This window comes from Bacillus sp. 220_BSPC (genome assembly GCF_001054655.1).
Taxonomy (GTDB): domain Bacteria; phylum Bacillota; class Bacilli; order Bacillales; family DSM-1321; genus Peribacillus; species Peribacillus frigoritolerans.
In genome coordinates this window covers 1-22,610 of sequence record NZ_JVPL01000314.1, presented here as the reverse complement: position 1 = coordinate 22,610, position 22,610 = coordinate 1, and the positions used below count along the sequence as shown (strand labels likewise).

21 protein-coding genes and 1 riboswitch are annotated in these 22,610 nt (G+C 42.7%); all 21 genes read right to left on the bottom strand.

Annotated features, from left to right (window positions below; translation table 11 throughout):
• Window positions 1-175 precede the first annotated feature (175 nt).
• Window positions 176-287: riboswitch (SAM riboswitch) on the bottom strand.
• 117 nt (window positions 288-404) lie between these two features.
• Window positions 405-881, bottom strand: a complete 477-nt coding sequence (locus ADA55_RS26390; protein ID WP_065421239.1) for a GNAT family N-acetyltransferase — start codon at window positions 879-881, stop codon at window positions 405-407.
• A 69-nt stretch (window positions 882-950) separates the two neighbouring features.
• Window positions 951-1,319 carry a DUF4440 domain-containing protein gene (locus tag ADA55_RS26385; protein WP_048689464.1) on the bottom strand — a complete coding sequence of 123 codons (369 nt, stop codon included), beginning with the start codon at window positions 1,317-1,319 and terminating at the stop codon, window positions 951-953.
• 388 nt (window positions 1,320-1,707) lie between these two features.
• Window positions 1,708-3,018, bottom strand: coding sequence for an amidohydrolase family protein (locus ADA55_RS26380; protein WP_048689462.1), 1,311 nt, complete (start codon window positions 3,016-3,018; stop codon window positions 1,708-1,710).
• A 180-nt stretch (window positions 3,019-3,198) separates the two neighbouring features.
• Complete coding sequence (locus tag ADA55_RS26375) at window positions 3,199-4,176, bottom strand: zinc-dependent alcohol dehydrogenase family protein (RefSeq protein ID WP_048689459.1); 978 nt, start codon at window positions 4,174-4,176, stop codon at window positions 3,199-3,201.
• Window positions 4,177-4,339: 163 nt separating this feature from the next.
• Entirely contained in the window at window positions 4,340-5,128 is a 789-nt protein-coding gene (locus ADA55_RS26370) for an ABC transporter ATP-binding protein (protein WP_048689457.1), read from the bottom strand.
• A gap of 15 nt (window positions 5,129-5,143) precedes the next feature.
• Window positions 5,144-6,157 carry a FecCD family ABC transporter permease gene (locus ADA55_RS26365; protein ID WP_048689454.1) on the bottom strand — a complete coding sequence of 338 codons (1,014 nt, stop codon included), beginning with the start codon at window positions 6,155-6,157 and terminating at the stop codon, window positions 5,144-5,146.
• Window positions 6,154-7,134, bottom strand: a complete 981-nt coding sequence (locus ADA55_RS26360) for a FecCD family ABC transporter permease (protein ID WP_048689451.1) — start codon at window positions 7,132-7,134, stop codon at window positions 6,154-6,156. The genes ADA55_RS26365 and ADA55_RS26360 overlap by 4 nt, the downstream gene beginning before the upstream one ends.
• An 85-nt stretch (window positions 7,135-7,219) precedes the next feature.
• Window positions 7,220-8,188 (bottom strand): ABC transporter substrate-binding protein, encoded by a 969-nt coding sequence (locus tag ADA55_RS26355; protein WP_048689448.1) that lies wholly within the window; start codon window positions 8,186-8,188, stop codon window positions 7,220-7,222.
• 400 nt (window positions 8,189-8,588) lie between these two features.
• Entirely contained in the window at window positions 8,589-9,815 is a 1,227-nt protein-coding gene (locus ADA55_RS26350; protein WP_072273850.1) for an MFS transporter, read from the bottom strand.
• A 214-nt stretch (window positions 9,816-10,029) separates the two neighbouring features.
• Window positions 10,030-11,298 (bottom strand): histidinol dehydrogenase, encoded by a 1,269-nt coding sequence (hisD, locus tag ADA55_RS26345; protein ID WP_048689441.1) that lies wholly within the window; start codon window positions 11,296-11,298, stop codon window positions 10,030-10,032.
• 63 nt (window positions 11,299-11,361) lie between these two features.
• Window positions 11,362-12,600: an ester cyclase gene (locus tag ADA55_RS26340; protein WP_048689438.1), complete on the bottom strand. Its 1,239-nt coding sequence runs from the start codon at window positions 12,598-12,600 to the stop codon at window positions 11,362-11,364.
• Between the two features lie 57 nt (window positions 12,601-12,657).
• Window positions 12,658-13,434, bottom strand: a complete 777-nt coding sequence (locus tag ADA55_RS26335; RefSeq protein WP_048689435.1) for an HpcH/HpaI aldolase family protein — start codon at window positions 13,432-13,434, stop codon at window positions 12,658-12,660.
• Between the two features lie 69 nt (window positions 13,435-13,503).
• A complete protein-coding gene (locus tag ADA55_RS26330) occupies window positions 13,504-14,202 on the bottom strand; it encodes an alpha/beta fold hydrolase (RefSeq protein ID WP_048689433.1) in 699 nt (232 codons plus the stop codon).
• Window positions 14,203-14,204: 2 nt separating this feature from the next.
• A complete protein-coding gene (locus ADA55_RS26325; protein ID WP_063594732.1) occupies window positions 14,205-14,828 on the bottom strand; it encodes a hypothetical protein in 624 nt (207 codons plus the stop codon).
• Between the two features lie 53 nt (window positions 14,829-14,881).
• On the bottom strand, window positions 14,882-16,315 hold the full coding sequence (locus ADA55_RS26320; RefSeq protein ID WP_048689478.1) for an aldehyde dehydrogenase family protein: 1,434 nt from the start codon (window positions 16,313-16,315) through the stop codon (window positions 14,882-14,884).
• A 4-nt stretch (window positions 16,316-16,319) separates the two neighbouring features.
• Window positions 16,320-17,507, bottom strand: a complete 1,188-nt coding sequence (locus ADA55_RS26315; RefSeq protein WP_226990551.1) for an iron-containing alcohol dehydrogenase — start codon at window positions 17,505-17,507, stop codon at window positions 16,320-16,322.
• Window positions 17,508-17,542: 35 nt separating this feature from the next.
• Window positions 17,543-18,310 carry an SDR family NAD(P)-dependent oxidoreductase gene (locus tag ADA55_RS26310; protein WP_226990550.1) on the bottom strand — a complete coding sequence of 256 codons (768 nt, stop codon included), beginning with the start codon at window positions 18,308-18,310 and terminating at the stop codon, window positions 17,543-17,545.
• Window positions 18,311-18,520: 210 nt separating this feature from the next.
• The gene (locus tag ADA55_RS26305) at window positions 18,521-19,546 is read right to left on the bottom strand and encodes a LacI family DNA-binding transcriptional regulator (RefSeq protein ID WP_048689428.1); all 1,026 of its coding nucleotides are present in this window, start codon (window positions 19,544-19,546) and stop codon (window positions 18,521-18,523) included.
• 562 nt (window positions 19,547-20,108) lie between these two features.
• Window positions 20,109-20,954 carry an HAD family hydrolase gene (locus ADA55_RS26300; RefSeq protein ID WP_065421238.1) on the bottom strand — a complete coding sequence of 282 codons (846 nt, stop codon included), beginning with the start codon at window positions 20,952-20,954 and terminating at the stop codon, window positions 20,109-20,111.
• Window positions 20,955-21,073: 119 nt separating this feature from the next.
• Complete coding sequence (locus ADA55_RS26295; RefSeq protein WP_048689424.1) at window positions 21,074-22,342, bottom strand: PTS ascorbate transporter subunit IIC; 1,269 nt, start codon at window positions 22,340-22,342, stop codon at window positions 21,074-21,076.
• A gap of 31 nt (window positions 22,343-22,373) precedes the next feature.
• The coding region (locus ADA55_RS26290) for a PTS sugar transporter subunit IIB (RefSeq protein ID WP_065421237.1) at window positions 22,374-22,610 on the bottom strand (237 nt) is incomplete at its 5' end.

Genomic DNA, 22,610 nt, shown 5'->3' with positions numbered 1-22,610 from the left:
TGCACCAAACTCACGAGTAAATCTGCGAAATTCACGAGTAATTGCACCAATTCTCCAAATAACCATATACATTTTGAATAAACAAAAGAGGCCTCTTCCGTCATCAGACAGAAGAGGCCTCTTTTAGACATAAAAAAGAGTAAACTCTTAAAATTAATTATCTAAGAAAAGCTCCTTCTTATCTTTCAAACTTTCGTCCGTTGGAATTAGCACAGTATTTTTACAAAAGTAAAAACCCGCTGCCGAGGTATCATAGGGCCAAGTCCCTCCACATCTCTTGATAAGAATTAACGTTATATTTAATTATGTCCTTCACTATATATTCTAATTCCACTAAAGTCAACCATATTTTTCATCGCGATAAATAGTTTCATAGTATAGTGAATCGATACTTTTTAATTATATTAATATAATGATTTACTCATTCTCCATACAGGGTATTTTTCATTTTCTTCCCTTATCTTCACCATGCCTGAATTCGTATATAAAGAAATCGCCCTTTGATTATCCGGAGAAACCCTTAAGTGATATTCGGATACATTAAATTGCCTGAAAAAGTTTTCTGCGTAGCGAACCAATTCCTTGCCAAGGCCTTTACTGCGGTATTCGGGAATAAGATAAAATAGATTCACATAGCCAATTTCAGTTCCTTCATACTCCCGAATTTGAAGTTCCATTTGTCCAATCGGTTCTTGGTCCTTTTCAATGATCACCTGTCCATCCGGAAATTTGCGGACCCTTTCTTCCATTCGTTGCAGATATGCATGTTCATCTCCCAAACCAGCATCAGTTCCAAAACTTACAACAAAGGAATCTTTCCGGAAATTAATGATAGTATCTTTATCTTTGTCCGTATCAATGGTCCGAAAGATCAACTTCATCCACCCCTATCATTTTAGTGAAATAGTTTTCAAGCAGGGAAAACTTTCTTTTTCATAAAAAAAAAGGGCTTAAAGGAGCCCTTTTGTTTTTGTGCCTTGATGAAAAAACATTTGCCATCTTCCATTCGCACACTTCCAAATTGAACTTCTTAAGGTATGTTCCAGCTTATCTTCATCAAAAATCCGGTATGTAGTTAGCACGGTATCATCAGACAATGGATGCATCTCAAATTGACTTAGTGTCATGTTCACCGCTCCGGCTCCCTCTTGCCCCATAAAATCACTTTTTATCCATATGTTACCTGAACTGCCGAACTCAAAGAAATCATCTTTCAATAATGATGAAAGTACTTCTGGAGATGTACGAACTTCAGATTTTAACAATTTCTCCTCCAGCTGATACAAATGCTCTTTTAATAATGAAGATTCCCTGTCCATTCATCTTATCCTCCTTTTTCAACCATTTCCCTCGAAGAAACCAAATAGGAAAATCGTGAATAATTAATACGTAGATTTTCAGTAATTCATGAACCATGCGATTTAAGTTTTTTTATCCAGCTGCTTGCTGATTAGCAGTTGGCTCATCTTGCGGTCAGCGGCATTATCTCGTTTTTAACCGTTTTTGCCGTCCCCATTATATTACTATTTTTAGCTGGCTTACTTCGTAACTGGACACACAACGGATTTCTAAGTAAACCATTTATTCCACAATACTAGCGGCCATTCCTTTTTTACTGCCATTCTAAATAATTACTCCCCCCATAAAAAAAAGGAGCTGCAAATGGCAGCTCCTTCTTCTGTGCATCCGGTTGTTCTCCCATCAGTGTTATCTTGATAGGGTGCCTTGCAGACGATTGGTTTCGGCGATTACTTTTTCTTCATCGATCGTTAAGCAGCGGCCATCTTTCACGACCATTTTGCCATCGATGTAAACATCACATACGTCATTTCCGCGTGCTGCATAGAGCAGGTGCGAATAGGCTTCACTCAGTGGCTGCAGGTGTTCTTTGTTATATGGGTAAATGGTGATGAAATCCGCTTTTTTACCAGCTTCCAGTGACCCTGTGTGACCCATGCCTATCGCTTCGGCGCCCATTCTTGTGGCCATGGCGAGTGCTGTTTGGGCAGGGAATTTTGTGGCATCCTTATACATTCCTTTTTGCAGTAATGCGGCTGTCCTCATTTCTTCGAACATATCGAAGTTGTTATTGGAGGCGACGCCATCTGTTGCCACTCCCACTTTAATGCCTGCATCAAGAAGGCTGACGACATCTGCTATCCCAGATCCGAGCTTCAGATTACTGATCGGATTATGGGCAACGCGAACATCATGCTGTTTTAGGATCGCCCGCTCTTCATCATTAAGGACCACTCCATGTGCCATCACTGTAGGCTGATCGAACAGGCCTAGACGGCGAAGGTGCTCGACAGGACGGGATCCGTACCGTTTTTCGATATCGAGGATCTCAAAGTCCGTTTCCGATACGTGGATGTGCACCATCAAATCATTCTCTTTCGCAATTCGTGCACTTTCCATGATCGCTTCAGGTGTGCAGGCATATGGGCTATGCGGTGCGACCATGGTGGTCAGGCGGCCATCGGCAAATGCTTTATAGTTTTTTGAAAACTGCTCAGCCCCCATGAGGTTCGCTTTCTGGTCTTTTTCGGTACCCAAGCTGAAGATCGTATAGGAAAAGGCTCCGCGCATTCCTGTTTCGCCTATCGTCTCCATGACAGCACCGGCATCTATTCCATTAGGATTGAACATATCCGAAAATGTCGTGGTTCCTGATTTCATCATTTCCATAATGCCTAGCTGTGAACTTACAGAGGCGATTTCCGTTGTAAACTGGCTTTCGATCGGCCATATTTTCGTTTCAAGCCATGGCTTCAGCAGCATATCGTCCCCGATACCGCGTAAAAGGGTCATTACAATATGCGAATGGGCATTCACAAGGCCTGGCATGATCCATTTCCCGCCAAGGTTGACCACTTGATCTGCATCTGCCAATTGTTGTTCATCATGCTGGCCGATGTAGGATATGGTATGATCTTGTACAATCATCATGCCGTTTTCAATGATTTGGTTTTCCTTGTCCATCGTAAAAAATGTAGCATCCACATATATTGTTTTCATAAGTATTTCCTCCAAAGTCGTATCAGTATCAACATGTCCTATTCCGCATTCTAAACTAGCACCTTACAGGTAATCAAGTAATTCCATATTATCAGGGGCCATTTCCCTTTACCTTAGGAACCTATTGGAAGAGCACCAAGATGAATGCTTCCTTCAATTAAGTGGTTATCCTTTGCGAAATCAGCTGCTTAAAAATATCTTCCCTTTATTGCTCGTGACAATAATCGCTTCTTGAACATCTTGAAGGCTGTAGTGGGAATCCGGCATCATGAACTTCAACTTTTCATCTGCAATGAACCCCATCAAAAGGTTAAATGTTTCATGCCAAGTTCGAACGGAAGCCTGCTGATTCCAATGCCGAAGATGAAACATTTTAACATCCACTTTTGTCCTTTGTGAAATTTTCGCCCAATTCACAGACTGTCCTGATAAAAGGCCAATCGTTAATAAGATGCCATTAGGCCGTACACAAAAAGCTAGTTCTGAACCATCGATGCCGCCCACTGAATCTATGGCCGCTTTCGCGCCGCGCCCATTCGTCATTTCCATCACTGTATCCTGCAATGATGATCGGGACGTATCGATCACATATGACGCACCAAGTTCAAGCAGTTCTTCCGTATACTTATCGTTTCTCGTTACAGCAATCAGCTTAAATCCAAGAATCTTGGATAACTGGGCGAGTATACGGCCAATGGAAGATCCGCAAGCATTTACGAGTAATACATCATCCGGTTTCAAAGTTAATACTTCTGTACTGATAAGCCATGCGGTTATCGGGTTTATATATAATTGCGCTGCTATATGATCTTCAATCGAATCCGGAATGACGATCGCCAGCTCCGCTGATGTTTTAACATAATCCTGCCAGGTCCCTTCACCGCGCAAAGGCAGAACACGCTTGCCTATCAGCTCTTTCGAAACTGCTGGACCCACCTCTTCAACAATGCCGACCCCTTCATAACCAGGTATGGAAGGCAAGGGGATTCTGTGGGAATAGGCACCGCGAATGGGCAGCAAGTCAGACGGATTAATGGGACGTGTGATCATCCGAACAAGGACTTCCCCCTCGAAAGGTTTTTGAATACATTTATTTTCAACTTTTAAAACCGTTTGCGGATCCCCAAATTCATAGAATGTAATACATTTGGCTTCCAAAATAGTTGTCTCCTTTAATATATAAGTCTTTCCATTTTAACATTTAACCTCTTGATCTAAAATATCTTAACAACCCCTATCCAACATTCCTTCGTATATTAGCAAAAAAGCCAACAATGAATATGTTGACTTAATTACTTCTGCACGGCCGGCGCTAGTTTTTCTAATCCTGAGATAAACCAATGGGAATGCATAGAGGCGTTTGATCAACAGGGTTTTCAATAATACAGCATTCCAGTCTGAAAACGTCCTTGATCATCTCTTTTGTGAATACCGTTTCAGGCGGTCCCTCTTTATAGATTTTTCCCTGCTTGATGCTAATCAGATGATCGGCATACTGTGCCGCTTGATTCAAATCATGCAGAACCATGACAATCGTGCGTCCATACGTTTCGTTTAAATCGCGCAGTAATTCCAATATTTCAATTTGGTGCGCTAAATCCAGATAGGTTGTCGGTTCATCTAACAGTAAAAGGTCGGTATCCTGTACCAAGGCCATCGAAATCCATGCTCTTTGCCTTTGTCCTCCAGATAATGCATCCAATGTCCGATCAGCGAACTCCGTCATTTTTGTTGCTGATAAGGCACGGTCGACAATCCTATGATCTTCTGGGGTTTGTCTGGAAAATAAGCCTTTGTGCGGATGCCTGCCATAATAGCATAGTTCTTTAACGGTTATATCTTCCGGAGCTTCCGGAGCTTGGGGCAAGATGGCCAATTTCTTGGCCACTTCTTTGGAAGATTGCTGATGAATGGCCTTTCCATCTAAATAGATCGTGCCTTGCTGCGGCATCAATAATCTAGCTAGAGACCGCAGAATCGTAGATTTGCCACAACCATTGGAACCAATGATTATACTGATCTTACCTTCAGGAATTTCCAAATCGATATTATCAATGATTTGAGTTGCCCCATAAGAGAGCGAAAGATGCTCTGCTGATAATGTTGTCATGATATTCAGCCTTCCTTATGTTATTTTTCTTTCACGGCGCAATAGATATAAAAAATATGGTACACCAATCACCGCAGTGATAATTCCGGCGGGGATTTCTATTGGAGGGAATAATCCTCTTCCCAGGCTATCGGCAACAAGTAGAAAGATCGAACCAAAAAGAGCTGAAGCAGGAAGTAAAACCTTGAATTTTGACCCTACCACTCTCCTTGCAATATGGGGAGCGATCAAACCAATGAACCCGATGGAACCAACCGCAGCTACACAGACTCCGATCAATATGACAGAAACGCTTAACAATATATAACGCAGTAATTTTGACCTTTCACCGAGACCTGTGGCTATATCGTCTCCAAGGCTCAGTACATCCATTTTAGAAGTTAATGCAATCAATACCGGTACAAGCACAAGACATGGAAGCAAAATGAATACTTGATCCCATCCTCTTCCCCATAGACTGCCAGTCAACCACAGCAGTGTCGTGTTTACATCATCCGGGAACTTGACCATGAAATACTCTATGCCAGCTTGACATATGGCGCCTAAAGCGATTCCGACCAAAGCTATCGTATTTGGTTGTGCTCCTTTTTTATAAACAAATATCATCAAAATGGCCGCCATGACCGCCGCTCCGATAAATGCTGAAAGAGGCAGTATGAAAATGGGCGATTGCGGAAATAAAACAATGACGATAACTGCTGCCAATCCGGCCCCTTTTGTTACCCCAATCACATCTGGAGAAGCCAGCGGATTTCGAAGGACTCCTTGCAGAATGGCCCCGGCCGTTGCCAATCCGGCCCCCACTATCACGGCAATTAGAATGCGCGGTATGCGATAGTTATGCAGAATGAATGTCTGGCTTTGCATGCCATTTCCAAGGAAATTTTGAAGAATTTCTAAAGGTGAAATATAAATGGCCCCTAAGCCCAGGCTCACGATTGCTAAAATCAGCACGGTAACCGTCAGCAACAGGATAATGGAATAAGGGGGCAAAGTTGATTTCAACCCAAATGTCCGTTTTAGTTTCATTGCTTAATATTCCTCCCTCTCTTCGCTAAATAAAGGAAGAATGGCGCACCGATCATAGCGGTTACGATGCCTACCGGCGACTCAAAAGGATAAGCGATGAAACGTGCGAGAATATCTGCGTAAACTAAGAGTAAAGCGCCGAATAATGCAGAAAAAGGGATGATCCTTCGATAATCCCCGCCCACCAGTCTCCTGACGATATGAGGAATGATCAATCCCACAAATCCCACTGGGCCTGCGACGGCAACCGAAGATCCTGCCAAAATACGGATTCGGTACACCCGCTGCCCAAGTCCCTGCGCCATATTTTCTCCTAAGACAAGGATGGAAACTGAGCGAGAGAACATGGCAGCAGCAAGCAGACCGAAAAGAGACCAAGGAAGGATCATGTTCACGTGCGCCCATGTTTTTCCATTAATAGACCCGACTAACCAATAGAGCACATCTTTCGCTTGTTCACTAAATATGATCATGCCTTGCGTTAAAGAAGATAAAAAAAAGTGAACAGCCATTCCAGCCAATGCCAGCTTCACTTGGGACATTCCTCCTCCCGAAGCAAAAGAATAGACTGCCATCCCTCCCATTGCTGCACCAATGAATGCAACGCAAACTAGAGACACGGAAGAAAGGTTAGGAAAGAAAACAAAAGCTGACACAATAAAAAATGAGGCACCGGCATTAACACCAAACACTTGCGGAGAAGCTAATGAATTCCGGGTAATAGCCTGCATGAGAGCACCCGCTACCGCTAAATTAGCACCGACCAACGCCCCAACTAAAGCTCGTGGCAATCGAAGAGTCCTGATAATAGTCTGTTCCTTGGACGAGTCGGCATCAAAAAAGGACTTCAAAACCATTGATGCATCAATATCGGCCGCTCCCACAGAAATACTCGCCAGGATGCCTAAAATTAACAAAACGATTCCAGCTATAGCCGTACATAATACTTTCAGTTTACTTCTACCTACAGTTTCCATTGACCATACAACACACTTCCTGACAAAATTTAAACCTAATGGAAAGCGAAGTAAGAATGGGATCTCTTACTTCGCTTTTGTTCGTCTATTCTTCTCCAAGCATTTTTAAAGTGTCTTTAGCAATGGCCTCTGCGGATACAACACCGCGGTATCTCGTCCATAAATCTCGATCAACACTATATACTTGTCCGTTTTTTACAGCCTTCAAGTCTTTCCAAAGAGGATTGTCTTTCCACTCATCAGTAAGTAACTTACCCTCATTGTTCGCTAAAAGCAGCACATCCGGATCAATCTCGACAAGCTGTTCCAGATTCATCTCGGCATGTGGCAGTTCCTGCTGAATGGCATTTTTCAATCCCATGCGCTCAAGCAATTCTCCATCATAAGAAGATGAAGTATGGGCTTGGAATGAAGTATCTCGTACAACTGCTGGTAAAACCGTCATATTTGAATCAACAGTAAGCTTTGATTTAAGTTCCTTAATCGTTTTTTCATGCTCGTTCAATCTTTTTGCTGCAGCATCTTCCTGGTTTACTGCCTTTGCAATCGTTTTAAATGAATCCAGATTTTCTTGATAGGTAGATTCCCGGCTTTTTAAAACGATGGTAGGTGCAATCTGCTGTAAATCCTTATAAATCCCTTTATGCCGCTCAGCATCTGCAATGATTAAATCCGGCTGTAAAGAACTGATCACCTCTAAATTAGGCTGCTCACGTGTTCCTACAGAAGTATAATCCATCTCTTGACCTACAAGTTTTACTATCATCTCTTTTTTGTTGTCATCTGAAATCCCGATAGGTTTTATCCCTAGGGCATTTAAAGAATCAACGAAAGATAGCTCAAGCGTAACTATTTTTTTCGGAGTATCTTTGATTTCCGTTTCTCCCATTTCATGCTTAATTGTCCTTATTTCTTGATTACTTGTTTCAGCAGAAGTCTTCTCTGCTTCCGTTGTTTTTGGAGAATTATTACATCCTGATAACATCACCATAATCGCAAGTAACAGAATGAATGCTCCTCCCCCAAACGTTCTTACTTTTCTAGATTCCCTCATATTTGCACCCTTCCCGTCATCTATACCTTCTTCACGAGTTAATCATAATTGAAAATGATTATCATTATCCTGCTGTTATGATAAAGTCATAGATTGATACGGTCAATATTAATGAAATTTTGTGAATAAAAATCATTATGGCCATTAAGACAATCTGCATGCATTTTATTGATAACGTGAAGTAAATTGGACCCTATGATAGTCTTAGATTATCAAGATTTACCAGCGTCGATTGGAACGTAGGGCACTCGCTCCCATCAACTTTGTTTTGAAATTTCAGGTAAAACATTTTTTGTCTATAAACTCAAATATTAACTAATTGGTTTTATTTAATATAGGATCCGACTCAAACTAAAAAAGAGCAAACCCGTTAAGGTCTGCTCTTTCCTGTTTCAAAGAATCATTTTCTATTAATCAGCATCTCTTCAAGAGGAAATTCTTCATTGGAAGCTTCTTTTTTTGAGCGTTTTATGGAGGTTTTGATAAGAATGGTTGAAGCAATTGATAATGCCCCCATGATCAGGTAACCTGTGGATCTTGAAAACACTTCAATCAAGATGCCAATTAGGACGGGTCCCAAAAACATTCCAGCCGAATATAAACTTTGGAACAGGCCCATTCTCGTAGATTGTTTAATCTCCGGGATATTTTCAACAGCCCAGGAAGTGACGACCGTAAAGATCAGCCCGTAACCAAAACCTTGGAATGCCTGCAATAGAAAAAGCATCGTTAAATTTTCAGCATAAGGAATCAATATGATGATGACCCCTTGTAATACCGCTCCCAAAATCGCCGTATTCATTAAACCGATTTTTTTATAAAAAAGGGCTCCGCATAATCCTGCGGCTAAGCCATATATGATCAGGTGTGTGTTTGCCAGCATGCCAATCAATAGCGGATTGGCTCCAAGGTCGGTTGCAACTAAAGGTGTGAACGTATCCCTTGTTCCAATGGTGACCATCAAAGCAATCGTTGCCAAAACGGAAATGACCCAGATTTTTTTATCGGTGATTTGCTCGACAAGTATTTTTTTATCGTATTTTACCTTTACCCCTTTAATGCTGAGGTCTTTTGTGAAAAATGTTAAAACAAACGCAAGTATGGCGGCGGCCACCGCTACTAAAAAGCTATACCGATACCCATAACTATTGGCCACTAATGCACCGATTGTTGTCCCTAGTATGGAGCCAACCGGCGATGCAACACCCAATATCGCCACTGCTTTTGCAGCTTCCTTCACACCAAAATAAGAAGCGAACATAACATTGTAAATAACCCAGGTGGAACCAGTTAAACCATCCGAAATTTTCCCAAGGTACAATGTGGTAGCATTTGGTATAAAAAAGGCTAGTGTCCACATTACAATCGTTATCAGCAACCCCATTTGGATAAACAATCTTCGTTTATGCAGCATATCCGAAAATACACCTATCGGAAGTCGTGTCAATAAGGCCACAATCCCTGAAATTCCGATTATACTGCCTATAATAACTGAATCGAACCCCAGATCTTTAGCATAAGAGGAGATAAATGGATCAAATGCGGTAATGGTGACAAAGAACAACAAGCTAATGATAAAGAATAAGATGGTTTCTTTCCGATTATTAATTTTATTAGTTTTGTCCATATATTCCACCCTTTCATTCCCCTCCCTCTCGTCCCACTGGACAAAAAGGCGATGCTATTAGTATTTACACATATTCTCGTATATTTTCCAGGGTTAAAATCTAATCTGCAGATACAGCCCATCCACCTGGCACTCATTTCAGGCAGAGTGGGAGTATCCATTTCTTCAAGGGCTGCAGCATGTCCTTAATTGAATGCGTTTTCAGCAATCATAATCATTTAGAAGCACATTCTGTCAACCTGACAGTGGCAGATAATTTATGGCCTTCCAAGCCTTCGATTTCGGATTGATCTTCCGCATGGGATGCCAGGAATTGAATGCCCTGACCTGTGATTTCCTGATGTGTCATGACCTTCACATAACTTCCTGCCCAAAGTCCCCCTGTATATCTTGCTGCCTTTTGAGTCGGCAATGTATGGTTCGTTCCAGAGACTTTGTCAGAGAAGACGACGGAACTGCCTTCATCAAGGAATAATGATCCATAATTATTTAGTTTATCCATCAATTCGCGGCTATTTTTGATATGCAAATGCAGGTGTTCAATGGCATAATCATTGCAAATATCCAGTCCTTCTTGTAATGAATCTGCATAAATGATTTCCCCTCTTTTTTCCCATGATTCGTGTGCAGGGGAAGATGGTGAGAAGGTTTTCAAAAAGCCTTCGATTGCTTTTTCCGTTTCTTCGGCAACCGTTCTGGACGTTGTGACAAGAATGGCCCGTGCGTACGGATCGTGTTCTGCCTGCGCAAGTAAATCGGCCGCTATTTTCTGAGGTGAAGCCGAATCATCAGCAAAAACCATCACTTCACTTGGTCCTGCAATAAGGTCTATGCCTACTTTACCGAACACTTGACGTTTTGCTTCTGCTACAAACCGGTTTCCTGGTCCAGCGATGATATCCACTTCCGGGATGGATTCGGTTCCATATGCCATGGCAGCGATGGCCTGCGCCCCGCCAATTGCAAAAATGTCTGTAGCACCGGAGCGGATCAAGCCATATAAAACGGCCGGATGGATACCGCCTTCATAATTGGCCGGGCTTGCTGCAACGATTCTTTTTGCTCCTGCTACCTTTGCCGGTGCAACGACCATGGGTCCTGATGATAATAACGGGAATCTCCCTCCTGGAACATAAGCCCCCACCTTTTCGATCGGTACGATTCTATGCCCCATCTTAATACCCTCGCCAAAATCCTTTTCGAATGGAGTGAGGCAGCTCAACTGTGCTTTAGCAAAATCGGATACTCTTTCCACGACTCGATCGATCAGCACCTTTACCTCTTCTGGAAGAGTCCTGATACAATGCTCGATCTCCTCTTCACTAACCCGGACCGGACGATCGGAATCACCGAATTTTTTTTCATATTCCCGTACGGCATCATCCCCGCCTGCTTTTACATGTTCAATAATCGACTTCACCGTTTGTTCCACGTCATGTGAAGAGGTCTGTTCAAATACGTCCGCTTTTTTCATATATTCCATCCTATTTTCCCCCTAATCGTTGTTTAGTGAAGAGACGGCTGCAGCACAGCCGTCAACTGGCAATCATGATACGCCGGTAAAATTCCCATCATCCATTGTGGTTTCCCCATCTTGTTGTGATTCGTTTTCATCTGGCAAATAGATTTGACGCAACACTTCCATTCCATCAAACAATAGCCATTCCTCCGAGATTTTTTCATTACGGATTTTATAGTGGCTGATGCCGGCAATATCAATGGCTTTTCCGCTAGGGGCTCCGAAGTATCCCGTTCCTTCGTGCACGCCTTGTATTCTCCAGCGAACCGCTACATCCCAATCACTGTCAGAGCCGCGTCTATTACAAGTTACCCTCTCAAGAATCACCTTCCCATTCGGTATGGAGGCAAAGAGGCTCATGAACATACCTTGAATTTCACTTACGCCGATTACATCCTTGTTGCAGACATAATGAACGACTGCATTTTCCTCATAATATTCCCGAACAAAGTTAAATGAGCGCCGAGCCCAAATTCGATTGAATACAAGCTGCATGAACTCCCCTATCTCGAACTCATCAGAGGATGGCGTGAATAGTTTTGGAGGTAGCCCTGTTTCTGCTGTCTCTTTAAATCCAAACTGTATAGCAGGAGCAAGCTTCTGCGTACTTTTAGCCATTTTTTTAGCAAACTCGACCGGATCCAAGCCAAGTTGCAGGACCAGATGATATGTATCCATCACAAGCCATTCTTCGTAAATCTTATTATTTAAGATCATACAATCAGCGCTTGTTCTGAACATCACTTTCTTTCCAGTGGCAGGACCGTATAAACTATCTCCAAGGTTCGTTGCAACAGAACGGCCCCGGTGTGAAGTGAAAAATCCTGCTTCATCATCCCCTGACCAGATTACACTCCATCCAAGCCCCTTCCGATCCGGAAAAGCATGCAGTGTTTGCAGCGTACCTGAGATGACTTCGTTAACCCCATGGCTATTGATCAACCCTTTATGAACGGATATGCTTGTGCTATACGTATCGTAAATAAGTCCGATGTCTTTCTCTTTCCAGATTTGCCGTGTGATTTTCACAATATAATCAACGATGTTGTTGTATTCCGGGTCAAAGCCGTTCATTCTCTGTTTCTTTTGATTCGTTTCTTCTATATTAATGTAATCATAGTCATCTTTTGTATCGAGCATATTAACGTCTTCAGCATCCGCATAGAAGATGAAGTTCGGTGTTTTCTTGACCGGTTGGCTTGCATTCATTGTTGTTTTTTCTTCTTTTGGAGCTACTTGCACTGAACCTGTCTTTTTTTCTGCCATTATTACCATCCTTTTCGTATAAAGTAGTTTCGTCAAAATGCTGTACTTCTTGTAAAGTCATTTAACAGATTGAGTGGCCTTGCTTGCTGAGACAACATCATTTAACGCAGACGTAATCACATTATTCAATATGACCCCGACATATTGGGCGCCTTTGTCAAAAGCCGCATTAGCGGCAGCGCTGTTACTGGCTACGGTACCAATTGGCATATCGAGCTCTTTCCCTTTTATGAACAGTTCATCGATGACCTTTTGCACTTCAGGATGTTTTGCGCCTTCTAGTTGGTATCCCATGTTCACCGAGAGGTCTGTAGAACCGATAAATGCCAAATCAATACCAGGAACTGTTGCAATGTCTTCAAAATTGTTTGCTGCAGCTTGCGTTTCAATATGCACAATTATCATAACATTTTCATTACTCTCATCTAAATAGGGTTTTCCGCCATCTTTTCCGTAACGCGCCGGTCTGGTGGAATACGATACTCCTCTATTTCCATATGGAGGGAATTTAGCCCGCTTAACTACCTCAAGTGCCTCTTCTTTTGTATTGACCATCGGTACTTGTACACCTTTTGCTCCGCGATCTAAAGCCTTTTGAATACTGGAAGGGTCATATGAAACCCGGACGATCGGGACAACCCCAACAGAATCTGCCGTACGGATAATGTTTTCAAGCTCTGATGCACTGAATGCACCATGCTCGTCATCTATTACGACGAAATCAAAGCCGGCATAACCGAGCATTTCGACTATTGGCGGGGAATTTATCCCTAAAAATGCACCAAGAACTTGTTCCCCGCGTTTGATTTTGTCCTTTATGGCATTATTCTTCATCGTCTTCCCTCTCTTTCTGCAGACTGCATCTCGTGCCATGCTGCAAAATCACGTCCAGTGCCCGGCACTTCAATTACCTGACAACCATTTCCTCATTGCAGCGCTCACTTTTTCAGGCTGTTCTAACGTACTTAAATGACCCGAATGACTAATGATTTCAAGACTCGCCGCCGGGATGTTCTCTTTTAGAAATTCAGACATGTGAACAGGACATACCCTGTCTTCCTTTCCTGCCAAAATCATGGTCGGGCATTCAATAGCAGCAAGGATGGGACGTTGGTCAGAGCGCGTCATCACGGCTTTTAACTGATTGATATACCCTTCTTTGCCGACTATTTCAGCCATATCGATGATCTTTGAAACTAATGCTTCATCATTTCTCCGGTCTGGATGGATTAACACCGGGAGAAGATAATTGCGTGTAATATCGAGAAATTGGCCATTATTCGCCATTTCGATGAACCTCTCCCAGCCTGTTATTTGTTCAGGCTGGGGAGGGTTTGGATTCGTATCAAGCAACGCTAGCTTTATGACCCGTTCCGGTGCTATTCGCATGATTTCCAGAGAAATGATGCCACCCAGGGATAAGCCTGCAAGTGCAAACTTATCAGGTGCCTCTTCCAATACCGACTTTGCGATTCCTTCTATAGTATCAGCCTTCGATACATTACAGACTTTCACATCTGCTAGATCTGATAGGTTCACCATTTCCCATAGACGCTCATCACAAAGCGTACCCGGAAGCAAAATGAGCGGTACTTTATCCATCCTTATTTTTCACCCATTTTCAATTTATCGGCAATTTCCTTTTCAAGTTCTTCAAAGTTATCCGGTTTAATCATTTTGCCTAAATCATTGGCAAAGAATCCGTATTCAGCTGCATCCTTGATCACTTTTGGAGACCAGTAAGGGTCTTTTCCATCAAATACTTTATGTTGTTCAAGAACGGCGAAGATCCAAGCATCTTCTTCACTGATGTTTTCGAAACCTCTCCATAAGCCTGGCGGTAATGAAATTAAGTCCCATTGATCGATGATCGTTTCGCCATCAATTTCATCAGGACCCTTCCCCCAGTAGAAACGCCATTTTCCTGAGAGAGGAAGGAAGGATTCAATGTAATCATGCGTATGGTAAGCAGGACCGTTTCCTTTCTGGGCCTTCACCATTCCGATTTGAAAACCATGCGGCTCGGTAATTTCAGGTGTGAAATTATCATTTTCGCTTGCTGTATCCCCAATCAATGTATAGTTGATACGTTGATGACCCGGAATGATACTATCAATGAACATTAATGGTATTCCTTTTGATTTCATTTGATCAAAACGGACGATCCAATTGTTTTCCATTTCCTCATTCGTTACCGCTTTTTTTACTTTAGGTTCTTGTACTGACAATTTAATTTCCCCTTCCGTGTTCGTTAATTTTTTTATTTTCATGACCGCGCTAATTAGAGAGTAAAGACGGCTAGTTTTAATTCAGTCATTTCCTCGACTGAATACTTAATCCCTTCCCTGCCAGTCCCGCTGTTTTTCACTCCGCCATATGGCATGTGATCCACCCTGAATGATGGTATGTCATTCACGATGACACCTCCGACCTCAAGCCGTTCAACAGCATCAAAAGCTTTTGGCATCGAAGTCGTATAGACGCCTGCTTGGAGGCCGTATAAAGAATCATTCACAAGGTCGATGGCTTCATCCCATGTTTTATAGGAATTGACTGAAACGATGGGGGCAAATGCTTCTTGGCAGCTTACTTCCTGTGTTGCCCCCGCATTTTTGATAATGGTTGGGTGAAGGATTGCATCTGTTCTTTGACCGCCATATGCGATTTCCGTTCCAGCTTTTCTAGCCGATTCGATCCACCCTTCCACTCGTTTTGCTTCATTTATACCGATTAACGCGGAAAGATCTGTATCTTCTGATTCCGGATCTCCAAATTTTAGCTGCTTCGTCTTTTCGGTAAACTTTTGCAAAAATGACTCATATAAATCTTCCTGTACATAAATTCGTTGGACAGAGATGCAAACCTGACCTGAATAGGCAAAGGAACCTTCGACACAGCGCTGTGCAACGGCATCCAAGTCAGCAGCACTGTCGATGATGACAGCAGAATTGGAACCAAGCTCCAATGTCACCTTTTTCAAGCCAGCTCTTTCTTTGATCCCCAAACCGACTTCGACACTTCCTGTAAATGTGACCATTTTAATTCTCGGATCAGTGACCAATACGTTGCCGACGACGCTTCCTTTACCTGTGACAACATTCAGGGCGCCTTTAGGTAAACCTGCTTCTTCAAAAATTCCGGCTGCGGCCAATGCACTAAGCGGTGTCTGTGAAGCCGGTTTTAAAATGACCGAGTTGCCTGCAGCAAACGCGGGACCAAGCTTATGTGCAGCTAAATTAAATGGAAAGTTAAATGGTGTGATGGCAGCAATGACGCCGAGCGGTTCACGCTTTGTATAAGCAAAGCGGCCTTTGCCATTTTTAGCGGCATCCATCGGAATCGTTTCACCATGAATCCGTTTTGCCTCTTCTGCTGCAAACTTGTATGTTTCAATCGTGCGTAAAATTTCGCCCCTTGCCGCCTTTAATGGCTTAGCATTTTCCTTAGCGAGTATTAATGCACATTCCTCAAGTCTTTCCTTGAAAATTTCGGCTGCACGTTCCAAGATATTGGAGCGCTCAAGGGCTGTTAGCTTTTTCATTTCTTTTGCACCTTGTTCCGCACATTCTATCGCTTTTAGTACCGTCTCCTTTACTGCCAAAGGCACTTGCGCGATCACTTTTCCGGAATAAGGAGACCGAAGATCGTAATGATCATTTCCTTCCAGCCACTCGCCGCCGATGTATAATCTCTTTTTATCGGAATTTGTCGTGATCAAGTCAGTTTCCCACCCTTCCTTTAAAGGAACTTTGATAGATTCCGAGAATCTTTTGTTCATTTAGCTTATAAGGAGTGTTCGATAGCAAGCGATCAATTTTGGCCGCCTGTTCCGCCAGCATCGGTAATGAGTCCTCTTCAATCCCAAGTTCTGATAACGATGTAGGTAAATCAAGATCCTCCAGAAGCTGATACATATAATCAACAACTGCCTTCAATGCTTCGCTTGGCTGTGATTTGAAATCACCCAGCTGTAAAAAGGACGCTACCTTCATCATTTCTTCCGTGCATGTTTTCCCAATCACTTCGAAAACGAAAGGCATTAAAAGGGCATTTGCGACACCATGCTCAATATGATATTTACCGCCTAGCGGATAGGCCAGTGCATGAACCGCCCCAACCCCTGCATTTGCTAGAGCCACACCCGCTAATGAACTAACCCAGCTCATTCCTGTCCGTGCATCCAAATCATTTCCGTTATGGACAGCTTTCGTAATGTTCGAAGGAAATAGTTTCATTGCTTTCTCTGAATAAACTTTCGTAAGCGGTGTAGCCTTGGTGGCAATATAAGATTCAATGGCATGTGTAAAGGCGTCCACCCCTGATGCCGCAGTAACTCGTGCCGGGCAGGAAATGGTCAATTCCGGATCGATGATCGCTACATCCGGAAGGAATACCGGGCTTACGATCCCTCTTTTTACTTGCTGCTCTTCATCACCAAAAATGGCATTCATCGTCACTTCCGAACCTGTTCCTGAAGTTGTCGGCAAAAGAATGCATTTAACCGCTCTCGATTTCACCACTTTTTCACCGTTTAGATAACTTGTTATATCTTCTTTCCCGCATAAAGCTGCTGTTGCTTTTGCTACATCCAGTGCACTACCCCCGCCGATTCCGATGATTACATCACATTTTTCGGCATCCAGCGTTCGTACAGCCTCCTTCAATAGCTGAAACGTCGGCTCTCCCGAGATCTCCGTATATGTAATGGTTGGTACGGATAGAGGCTTAATATGATCCAACACTTTTTGAACAACTCCAACTTTTTCCAGACCCTTGTCACTTACAATCGCAACCTTCTTGGCTCCCAGCTCTTCGATTTCCTTTACTAACGTCGTAAATGCCCCAACACCAACCCGGAAAACTGTCGGCATTCGAAAATCCTGGATTATATTTTGAGCTATAGACATCATTCACCCTCCTTTTGAATACGTATTCAAAAAACTCACCAGACAGTCCAACCGCCATCGACCACCAATGTTTGACCTGTCATCATATCTGAACAATCTGATGCCAGATAGACCAAGCCGCCAAATAAATCCTCCGTTTTAGCAAGTCTGCCAAGCGGAATCCTGCTCAATACTTCAGCTTTGAACGTTTCATCTTCAAACATCTGCTTGGTCATAGGTGTTTCAATGAAGGTTGGAGCAATGGCATTGACCTTGACTTGATGCGGTGCCCATTCTATCGCAAGCGCTTTCGTCAGCTGTGTAATTCCTCCTTTACTGGAGGAGTATGCAGCCCGTTTGTAATAACCGACGAATGCCATTTGCGAAGACATGTTTATGATCTTGCCTTTTTTTTGGTCGATCATATACTTCCCTGCCGCTTGGCTCGTAAAAAATACACTTTTTAAATTAATGTCCAGGACGGTGTCCCACTCTTGCGATGTCAACACTTCAGCTGGCTTTGCCACGTTTATTCCTGCATTATTTATTAAAATATCAATCTTACCGAAGTGTTTGTATATCCCTTCCATTACTTGTGCCGTTTCTTCAACCTTTGTTAAGTCAAATGCAACGGGTAAAACATTTACACCGGTTTGCCCGATTTCATGTGCTGCTTCTTCAAGTTGCTGTTTATTGCGGGCAACTATCGCTATATCGGCACCGGCCTGCGCAAGCAAATGGGCTAAGTCTTTACCGATTCCTTTACTTGCACCTGTTATGACGGCCACTTTACCGCTTAAATTAAATAAATGATTTATATCCAATCTATCACCTATCTTTACCTCAACGAGGCGATTTTTCATTTTGCATTTTGATTTTGAATACGTATTCAAAATGATGCAAAATACTTGTTAGCGATTACAAATTAAAATATAAACAACTTTCTGACTTTTGTAAATAGTAAAATTTTAAAAATTCCCGATTTTTATGAAAGTGAATACACATAAGGTCCGATCCAAAACCGGCCATTCCCCTTAATCTTGTACGGGGGCTGGCCCTGTTGTTTTACGGACCATCAGTTCAGGCTTAAGGAAAATTTGTATGGATGAAGATGATGTTTCTTTATTTTCAATGAGATAGATTAATTTTTCCAGAGCTGTTAAAGACATTTGATCCATTTGTTGGGATATTGTGGTCAGCCCTATGAATTCATTAGCGGACAATCTTATATTATCAAACCCAACAACCGATAAATCAGCAGGGATTTTCAAATTCAGGCTTGAAGCTGCATCTAGGACTGCGAGAGCCATCTGATCGGATGCGGCTATGATTGCAGTCGGCCTGTCCTTCTTTTTCAGCAGTTTTTTTGTAAATGAATAAATCTTGTCATAGGAAAATTCGCTATTGAAAATCAAGCCTTCATCAATTTCATACCCGTTCTCCATCATCTCTTCTTTATAACCCACCGTTCGCTCATATGTTGCCAAGTATTTGGATGGGCCGGATATTTTCGCTATTTTTTTATGTCCTAATTTTATTAGATGCTGAACAGCGAGCCTGGCACCTTTATTATTGTCCATTACGATAAAATTAACGTCCTTGATATCGAGGAAACTATTATATAATAATACGGGAAATCCATTATCATGTAACTTCTTAATTTTTTCAGTATAATTTTTACTAACGCTTGTAAGTATGATTCCCTCTACCCTTTTGCCAATCAGCAAATTAATGGCTTGTTCCAAGTTTTCATCTTTATGCCCCGTGTTGTAAACGATGACATCATATTTTAATTCTTGTGCCCTTTCTATGATGACTTCCGCCGTTTCGGCAAAGAATGGATTTGAAATGCTCCCCAATATCAACCCTATTGATTTGGTTCTTTTTTCAACGAGGCTTCTGGCTATTTCATCCCTTGTAAATCCCAGTTCATTGATTACAGCAAGAACCTTGTCACGCGTATTTTTCTTAATATAGGGGTAATCATTCAGCACCCTGGAAACGGTTGATTGTGAAACACCCGCTATTTTGGCCACATCTTCTGTCGTCACTCTCTTCATGCTTCATAAATCCTTTCTACGTCTAGTAATTGTTATCCTAGGAAACTAAAATAACGTATTTATATCAATATAAACATTATGATTTCCCTTTAATATATCATAATATTTAAAATTTTACTTCCAGTTATGGAACTGTTTTGGGTTTTGGATTGCATCAGGTTGTACTTTTCGGAAAATATGAGGATTTAAAGTAAGCGTTTGTTGCTTATCTTATCCTATAGGAAAAAGAGCCGATCTTTATAGATGGGCTCCAGACGTAGACATTGCATACAATTTCAAAACACGTTCGGCGTTGATTTCAGAAATCCGCTCCCTTTCCGCCGGCTGTCTGCCAAGCCGCATCAAAGCAAGCGTCTGTGGGGTCCCGGCTAGCCAGTTATTCGGCAGGAGTGTCGCAAATTTCTTCAATCCTTTGAGGGTTCCAAACAGTTTAAAACCATTAAGGAATCTTGTTTAATATCAAGGTCCGGAATGATACCATTCCGGAACCCTTTTGTAGACATAATTAAGTTGTCAAAACTTACACGTTGTTTGGAACGTAAGACACTCGCTCTTCCAGGTTTCAGTGAAACTTAGCCTTTAAAAAGCGATACAGTCCATCTTCTCGATATGAATACTCCGTCACTTCATCGGCTTGTTCTTTGACTAGGTCAGTGGCGTTTTTCATGGCAACGCAATGTCCGGCGAGTTTAAATAGCGGGAGGTCATTTTCGCCATCGCCTACTGCCAGGATATTTTCGGGTGCTAGCTGAAAATGTTTCAGCAGCAGTTGAACGCCTGTTGCTTTTGTGATGCCTTCCACGGTCACTTCTACATTATGATGGGTGGAGGAAGCTGTGGTAAAGGCATTGTACTGCTTGATTTTCCCCAACTCCGCTTTCCATTTTCGAATCGTATCCATTTCATTGCTGAAAAAGTAAATCTTGGCGACGCTGCTTATATCCAGTTGTTCTGACCATCTTATTTTGTCTTCGACTGCATCCTGTCTTGATAGCCATTCATTTTCATCGACTGTCTCAGGTTTTGGTATCAAACCTTGTTTAACCATATAGTCTTTATCTTTAAGTAATGCCATCCGTGTTCCTTCGTTCGGATGAACTTCGTAAAAAATCTCTTCCGCTCCTGCTTTGGCGACCAATTCTTCGACAAGTTCCGTCGACAGGGCGTGTTCGACAATCTGTTCCTTTCCGATGAATACGGACATTCCATTGGCGGTGACCATTCCATCGGCCTCCATGCCGGCCGGCAAAACGTCCCTCACCTCTTCCAGCGTTCTTCCTGTTGCAATGAAAATCAGCTTACCGCTTTCCCTAAGTTCGCCTATGTATTGTTCCAGCGTCTCATTCACAGTATTTCTTTCGTTCAATGTCGTGCCATCCAAATCGAGCACAATTGCTTTGTTGGCCATGCCAATCACCTCAAAAATCAGAATGATGATGAAAATGCCAACAGCCCATTATCTATAAGATCTTAGGCTGTTGGTTTCATTCATATATTTTTATTTCTGTACCTTATCAGTATAACAGTTTAGGATAATCCTAAAAGTTTCATGACACTCAGGATCAAGAGACCTACCACACCGAAGTCCGAATCACCAAATGTGGTGCCTTCAAACCCTACATCCCCCAAGAAGACCAGGAGTATTGCCGGCAGGAAACTGATGATGAGTCCGTTGGCAAACGATCCAAGCATCGCTCCGCGTCTGCCTCCCGTGGCATTTCCGAAAACACCTGCTGCAGCTCCGGTGAAGAAATGCGGTACGAGCCCCGGCACGATTACTTTCAATCCAAGTGCCGGAAGGAGGAACATGGATAATAGTCCAGCCAGGAAACTGAATAGAAACCCGATGATCACTGCATTTGGAGCGAATGGAAAGATGGTCGGACAGTCCAATGCAGGTTTTGTATTCGGTGCCACTTTATCGGCAATCCCTTTGAATGCAGGGACGATTTCAGCAATTAACATCCGTACTCCTGCAAGGATGATGTAGACTCCTGCAGCAAATGTTATCGCCTGGATGAAAGAGAATACGATGAAGTTCGAACCGCCGGATAATTCCGTTTCAATATAGTTCTGCCCGGCAAACAATGCGACGATCACGAAGAACATCGTCATCGTAAGCGATACAGCGACCGATGTGTCCCTCAGGAATCCTAAAGACTTTGGAACCTTGATTTGCTCTGTCGTTTTTTCCTTATTTCCAAACCATTTTCCCACAGTCGCGGATACGAAATATCCGATTGTCCCGAAATGGCCGATGGCAAAATCATCGCTGCCGGTAATCTTCCGTACGTATGGCTGAAGGAGGGCTGGGAACAACACCATGCATACTCCTAATAGAATGGAGCCGACCAAGATAAGCGGAAATCCGCTGAGCCCGCCGACGGATAAGGTGACTGCAAGTAAACAAGCCATGAATAAGGTATGGTGTCCCGTTAAAAATATATATTTAAATGGCGTGAAACGAGCAAGCAAAACATTGACAACCATCCCAAATACCATGATAAGTGCAGTCGAAGTCCCAAAATCACTTTGGGCGGCTGCGACAATGGCTTCGTTATTCGGTATGACGCCTTGTACGTTGAATGCATGATCGAACATTTTACTGAATATATCAAGTGCGCCAATGAGCACTGCCGCTCCCGCTCCGATGATAATGAAGCCCATGACGGTTTTTAGCGTTCCAGATACGACATCCGCACTGGACTTCCGCTGTAACAGCAGTCCGATGAGGGCAAACAGCCCCACAAGTATGGAAGGTGTGCCCAAGATGTCATTCATGATAAGTTCCAGCATTGCCTCTCCCCCTCTTCTTTATGTTTTCTTCTTATAGATGTGAAGCCAATTTCGATGTGATTTCAGGAATGCTCATCATGTTTTCCAGTGTGACGATCGTCCGGGTTCCATCATCCAGCTGACCGACAATATCCGCCGCTCCCAGGAAAATATCGGCCTGAACCGTTTTTGCTGATGCCAAATCCGTATGATCCACCTCGGCTGTCTTCCCCATTTCCGTCAATGCTTTCTTCACATTCATCTCCATGATGAAGCTGCTTCCCAATCC

What these genes read in the sequence shown, in the direction of transcription:
- ADA55_RS26315 (WP_226990551.1), bottom strand. Translation starts at nt 17,507, where the DNA reads ATGTCTATAGCTCAAAATATAATCCAGGATTTTCGAATGCCGACAGTT.
- ADA55_RS26295 (WP_048689424.1), bottom strand. Translation starts at nt 22,342, where the DNA reads ATGCTGGAACTTATCATGAATGACATCTTGGGCACACCTTCCATACTT.
- ADA55_RS26390 (WP_065421239.1), bottom strand. Translation starts at nt 881, where the DNA reads ATGAAGTTGATCTTTCGGACCATTGATACGGACAAAGATAAAGATACT.
- ADA55_RS26385 (WP_048689464.1), bottom strand. Translation starts at nt 1,319, where the DNA reads ATGGACAGGGAATCTTCATTATTAAAAGAGCATTTGTATCAGCTGGAG.
- ADA55_RS26355 (WP_048689448.1), bottom strand. Translation starts at nt 8,188, where the DNA reads ATGAGGGAATCTAGAAAAGTAAGAACGTTTGGGGGAGGAGCATTCATT.
- ADA55_RS26365 (WP_048689454.1), bottom strand. Translation starts at nt 6,157, where the DNA reads ATGAAACTAAAACGGACATTTGGGTTGAAATCAACTTTGCCCCCTTAT.
- ADA55_RS26330 (WP_048689433.1), bottom strand. Translation starts at nt 14,202, where the DNA reads ATGGATAAAGTACCGCTCATTTTGCTTCCGGGTACGCTTTGTGATGAG.
- ADA55_RS26300 (WP_065421238.1), bottom strand. Translation starts at nt 20,954, where the DNA reads ATGGCCAACAAAGCAATTGTGCTCGATTTGGATGGCACGACATTGAAC.
- ADA55_RS26305 (WP_048689428.1), bottom strand. Translation starts at nt 19,546, where the DNA reads ATGAAGAGAGTGACGACAGAAGATGTGGCCAAAATAGCGGGTGTTTCA.
- ADA55_RS26335 (WP_048689435.1), bottom strand. Translation starts at nt 13,434, where the DNA reads ATGAAGAATAATGCCATAAAGGACAAAATCAAACGCGGGGAACAAGTT.
- ADA55_RS26360 (WP_048689451.1), bottom strand. Translation starts at nt 7,134, where the DNA reads ATGGAAACTGTAGGTAGAAGTAAACTGAAAGTATTATGTACGGCTATA.
- ADA55_RS26380 (WP_048689462.1), bottom strand. Translation starts at nt 3,018, where the DNA reads ATGAAAACAATATATGTGGATGCTACATTTTTTACGATGGACAAGGAA.
- ADA55_RS26340 (WP_048689438.1), bottom strand. Translation starts at nt 12,600, where the DNA reads ATGGCAGAAAAAAAGACAGGTTCAGTGCAAGTAGCTCCAAAAGAAGAA.
- hisD (WP_048689441.1), bottom strand. Translation starts at nt 11,298, where the DNA reads ATGGAATATATGAAAAAAGCGGACGTATTTGAACAGACCTCTTCACAT.
- ADA55_RS26350 (WP_072273850.1), bottom strand. Translation starts at nt 9,815, where the DNA reads ATGGACAAAACTAATAAAATTAATAATCGGAAAGAAACCATCTTATTC.
- ADA55_RS26370 (WP_048689457.1), bottom strand. Translation starts at nt 5,128, where the DNA reads ATGACAACATTATCAGCAGAGCATCTTTCGCTCTCTTATGGGGCAACT.